Origin of the sequence: Longimonas sp. (genome assembly GCF_046498435.1) — a bacterium.
In the GTDB taxonomy this organism is placed as follows: domain Bacteria; phylum Bacteroidota; class Rhodothermia; order Rhodothermales; family Salinibacteraceae; genus Longimonas.
In genome coordinates this window covers 1-5042 of sequence record NZ_JAWOAR010000160.1, presented here as the reverse complement: position 1 = coordinate 5042, position 5042 = coordinate 1, and the positions used below count along the sequence as shown (strand labels likewise).

Here is a 5042-nt window from a genome sequence, read left to right as displayed (position 1 = left end):
GATACGACGTATCGATGCAGCGTTTGAGCGCGGCAGCAACGTAGAGGCACAAGGTCGATGCGGCAATCCCCCTTTTCGTTAAGCTAAATCCCACGTAGCATGTTCAAGATGCATCTTCAGAGGATCGTGCTCCTTGCCGCTTTCATGCTGAGCCTGCACGTCAGTCCACTGGCTGCGCAGATCACCACGCTGGCTGCGCCCGACTCGGTCGACGCCCGCTCCTTTGGCGCAGCGCTGGCCCTGGATGGCAATCGTGCTATCGTGGGCGCACCCGGCGAAGATGTGTGCGGCCCGCAGTCCGGCGCGGCCTACATCTATGAACGCGAGCCCGAGTGGGGGCAGTGGACGGCCGTATCTCGCATTATCCCAGAGCCGTGCCGCGAAAACGCATTCTTTGGCAGCGCGGTAGATATACGTGGCAGCCGCGTGCTTATCAGTGCCAGCAGCGAGTTCTTCGCCACGCCCGAGTCGAACGCCGCCTTCGTCTTTGAGCAAACCACCGACACGACCTGGACGCAAACCGCCACGCTCACCGGCGATCTGGACAAGCAAGAAGGGCCCTTTGGTGCAGACCTGGCCCTCACCGACACACGCGCCTTCGTATCCACCACAGGCGATTTTCAGGGGCAGTTTGGCGGAGCCGTCTACGTCTTTCGGTATGATGCGCAGGCCGACACCTGGGCCCGCCAGGCGCGCCTCACCGGGGCAGAGGTGTCGGCACCGGGGCAACTGGGCGGCACGATTGCTGCGGAAGCCAATCGCCTGGTTGCTGCCGCTCCCACCTATTTTGAACGTACGCCCGCATCGGTGCATATCTTTGAGCCGCAAACACAGTCGGCTCCATCGTGGACGCCCGTGACTGTGCTTACCGGGTTCGACGACTTTTTCCTTCCGCTTGCGTTAGATGGCGATCGGCTGCTTGTGGGTGAGCGTCGCGCCGGCGAGGACGACGCCGGGCGTGCCACCCTGTACCAACGTGCTGACGGCGGAGGCTGGAACCGCGCGGCTACGCTTCGTCCTAATCGCTCGTTCGCCGATGGAGCATTTGGGTCGGCGGTAGCGCTGCACAGGCAGTGGGCGCTCGTTACCGGATACGACGAGCAACTCCGGCAAGACACAAACATCGACCGCGTGGTGTACGTTTTCCGGCGCGCTGAAGACGGCACCTGGACGCAGCACACCATTATTGATGTGGGGCAGATCGACTTTGGGGCAGCGCTGGCGTTGAACGACGATGTGGCCCTGGCCAGCTGGGTTGGGCCCAATGGCACGGGCAAAGTATATGCCGTGACGTTGCGATGATAGCCGATGTAGCATGATGAGATGAGCCGTCGCATGCTGCGCTGCTCTCGGTGAGCGAAGTTGAACTATCTCTGCATGCGTCGTTGGTTTATGGAGGGATGGAAGCGTGAACGGGTGGAGGAAAAACACCCATCCTTTCATCGCCATACAAGGACGACTGACGAACTACATCCGGTGCGCTGCAGAGAAGCGATACCGAAATACTGCGAAATACTGTAACTGGATTTGGTATGACACAGGCCTCCCAAAAAGAGCCCCAACAAAAAAAGAGGCACTGGCCCAGGGGGAGGGAAGGCCAGCGCCTCGAGGGGAGCGTGCACAGCGCAGTGTGCGCTGCGTCTGAATGGTGAAGTCTATGATGTGAGATCCAATGTCGCCTCCATCGTTTCGCGTTCATGGGGTTTCCATACGGGATGCGCTAAGTAAAGACCGACAGCTGTCGGAATACTGATCCCGGGCTAAGGATTTGCAGCCCATAGCCGGGGACGCAAGCGGCACCGTCTGCGTTTCTGGCGTACACCACGGCACCCCCCTTCGGTATTGCTGTCGCGTGGGAAACGCAGGAGCGTTCATTTGCAGAGCCAACGGGGGACCGTAGGCTCCAGGCTATCCCCCCCCTCAGTCGCTGGTGCGAGGGCTTCCCTCTTTACAGCTTCCCTCTTTAGGGGAGCGATTAGGGGACTGCTGCTTTACCTCACACCTCAACGTCATCCTGACCCACGACGACCGTCGGGGGCAGGATCTCAGCGCCACCCCTGCACGTGTGGCACGATCCTTCGGTGAAGAGCGCTGGATCTCGGGCAGTTATAGAATCGCGCCACATCCCCCTCCTCTGAGGGGGACTTGAGGAACGCCTTCCACGGTTCCTTCCTCCTCGGGGAGGACAGGTAGGATGGAGGGGAATCCACCCGGCAATCCCCAAAACCATTGTTGAGGTCACTTAAGAGTCACAATATCGCGGCGGCAGGCATGTTGACTTTCCCTTTCGAGAGGGATATCTTTCCAAATGTACCGGAAGCGATATGCATAGGAATCCCCGTAATGACTTATTCCGATGTTATGTTCGCAAAGCGATGTAACCGCGCATACAAGGCACCGCTTCGCTCCGTCTGGAGTGCTCTTGCAATAGGAATAAGGGCGGTGGCCAGACGTTAAGTGATACGATACATACAAAATGTTTTCGTGTAGCTGCTATCGTCATGGGGAACGCAGTGAAGCATCCCAGGCCACGCGGTTGGGAGATCTGTTTCGGGGATGCGCGATGCGATGCTCTGGTGCGGGGCGCCATGCCCAGCGTCAGGATGACCTGCGGATGGGGGCTTCAGCGATCACTAACCCTCTACCCACTACTGGAATAAGTATCCAGTAGATTCAACAGAGAAGAAGCTTCCTGTCCCTGCGTTCGCGCCAAAGCCATACGCTGGAGCTTGAGCAAATAGTAGCAAAAGCGAAGCAAGTAGCAAAGCGAAGCAGCCGAATGATCTGACTGCAAGCTTAGATGGCAGCGCCAGTGTGGGCTCCACAGTGTAAACTCCATAGTGTGGGCTCCTCGGAGTGAACTCCAACGACTATGCCATTAGTGTCCAGTGCCGGATCAGTTTCGGTGAGAGACGTAGGATGTGTGCCCGTATTTTTGGACCAGTAGGACATAGCAGAGCGGGCCCCTTCTTTTGATAGCCCGCTACGTGCTGCTCGCCTTTCGCTACCTGCCTGCGTCTCTTCGACGCTCCGTCGACGCCCCGTCTTAATCTTATTGTGCACGTGCGTTTTATTGTGCACGTATTTTATTGGGTACGTACATCTTTATCCTCCATTCGGAGCACACGTCTATCAGGCTAACGTCCCCCAATCCATACATGCGTTATCTCTACTTTGTCCTGTGGATGGCTCTTGCCCTACTGCTTGCAGCCTGCAGCCCCACCGACGACTTTTCAAGTCCAGAGGCCTTTCCGTACACGGCAACACTTGTTGACGGAAGCAAGCCGTTTTATCCGGTTGACCTAACAGGAGACGGCCGAGACGAACGCGTGCTCCATCTGACCGGTGAGCAGGGCAACGGCTTCAAGCTCTACACGCACGAGCGACGCACCATTGAACAGACGAACTTTACCGGTCAAATCGGAGAGAATCTGTACTTTGAAGACACAAACGGAGACGGTCGCCTGGAAATACTTGCTCCTGTTATGCGCAACGATTCGCTTTACATCATGGTCGTTGATGCGCAGGGGGAAAAGCGCGAACAGATCTTCGTTATGAGCGGGGAGCCACGCGTTGAGCCTGATGGTAGGATTCCGTGGCGGGCGGAAGCTGTGGACATTGTATTCGACGATGTGACTGGCAATGGAAGCGACGAAATAATCGTGGTAGCTAAGACCTTGCTCGCTCGCACGCCACGCGGCGTTTTCGTGCGGTCGTTTCCCGAAGGCGAACCCATCGGCGAATACCTGACCGGGGCATCTATTAACAGGCCTGTTTTTTACGGGCGCGAGGGCGAGAACGCACGGCTGATCTTCGGGTCCAGCTCGACAAACAACCAGGCATTCGTCGGTCTCATGAACGACCGCAACTCGTATGTAGCTGGCATTGGGTTCGGCGGAGAACGAGACGGCAACCCGGCACTGAACTGGTACCGTCACATGGGGGGGCTATGGAGCGTTACGAAACTGCACATCGGTGATTTTGAGGGAACAACCACATCAAACTTCATTGTGCATCGTCAGAGCGACAAAGCCCGTCCCAGTCCCGATCGTATTTTTCGGCTCGATCCTGCATCGGGAGACACCAAGGCCTCCTACACCCACCCGACTGAACTGGAGGACGTTGCCGTAGGTGATCTCTACGGCAACGGACGCGACGAAATTATTGCGGTTGATGGCCGGGGCGTGATGACCGTCCTGGATGGCGATCTGACGGTGATGGAGCAACGGACCGTTCTAACAGACGAAGAACGGGAGGGAGGTCCGAATCTACAGGTTTTATCTGGACTTATTGAGCCCGGACGCGATAACGTGTTCTTGGGTACGTCAGAGGGAAGCCGGTTACTTGACCATGACCTAACCACCCAGGCCGTGCTTCCGGGCATGCAACCGAGCGATGTCATGCAGCGCGATGCCCCACTGCCTTACCTGCTGGCCGAGAAAGGGGATCAGTTCGCCATTCTTTCGATCACCTCTAATCCCTTCTGGATGGTCCACCGGTATGGGTTGTGGGTGCTGGGAGGCATAGGAGCGCTCCTCATTGCCGGAACGGGCGGCGCTCTGTGGAGGCTTCGTCGGCGCAATGCGCTGCTCGAAACCATCCCAGAGGCCACGCCCCTCGTTACCGAATGGCAAGGTGTTGTGGTGATGTACCCGGATCAACGCATCGAGCCCATTGGGTATGCGGCCCGCACGTGGCTCGGTCTGGATGACGAGGTCGCGACCGATCTCTCCAGTCAGGCTCTACATGAGCATCAGGCTGAGTTCGTTGAATTTGTCGAATCGCTCCAAACCCGCCCCCCACGCCCCGTTGAACGGACGATTCAGGTGGATACGAAGGGCCAGGTGAATACGAGTGGCCAAATAGACACGAAAAGACAAGTGAATACCAACGGCGAACGGTCAGACAACGACCAGCCCGATGACATCCCGGCAGATATCACCCCGGCAGGCGTTGCGGTGCAAACAATGAAGATCCACGCCGAACCCATGCCCGGGCGCTACGGCGACGAGGGATTCTGGGTGCTGACGCTGGAGCCCGAA

Annotated in this window: 2 protein-coding genes; both read left to right on the top strand. The window is 57.8% G+C overall.

Annotation, left to right across the window (positions count from 1 at the left end; translation table 11 throughout):
• Positions 1–126 precede the first annotated feature (126 nt).
• Positions 127–1302, top strand: coding sequence for a hypothetical protein (locus R6U20_RS05935; RefSeq protein WP_410336945.1), 1176 nt, complete (start codon positions 127–129; stop codon positions 1300–1302).
• 1883 nt (positions 1303–3185) lie between these two features.
• A partial coding sequence (locus tag R6U20_RS05930) for a hypothetical protein (RefSeq protein ID WP_410336944.1) occupies positions 3186–5042 on the top strand: 1857 nt, incomplete at its 3' end.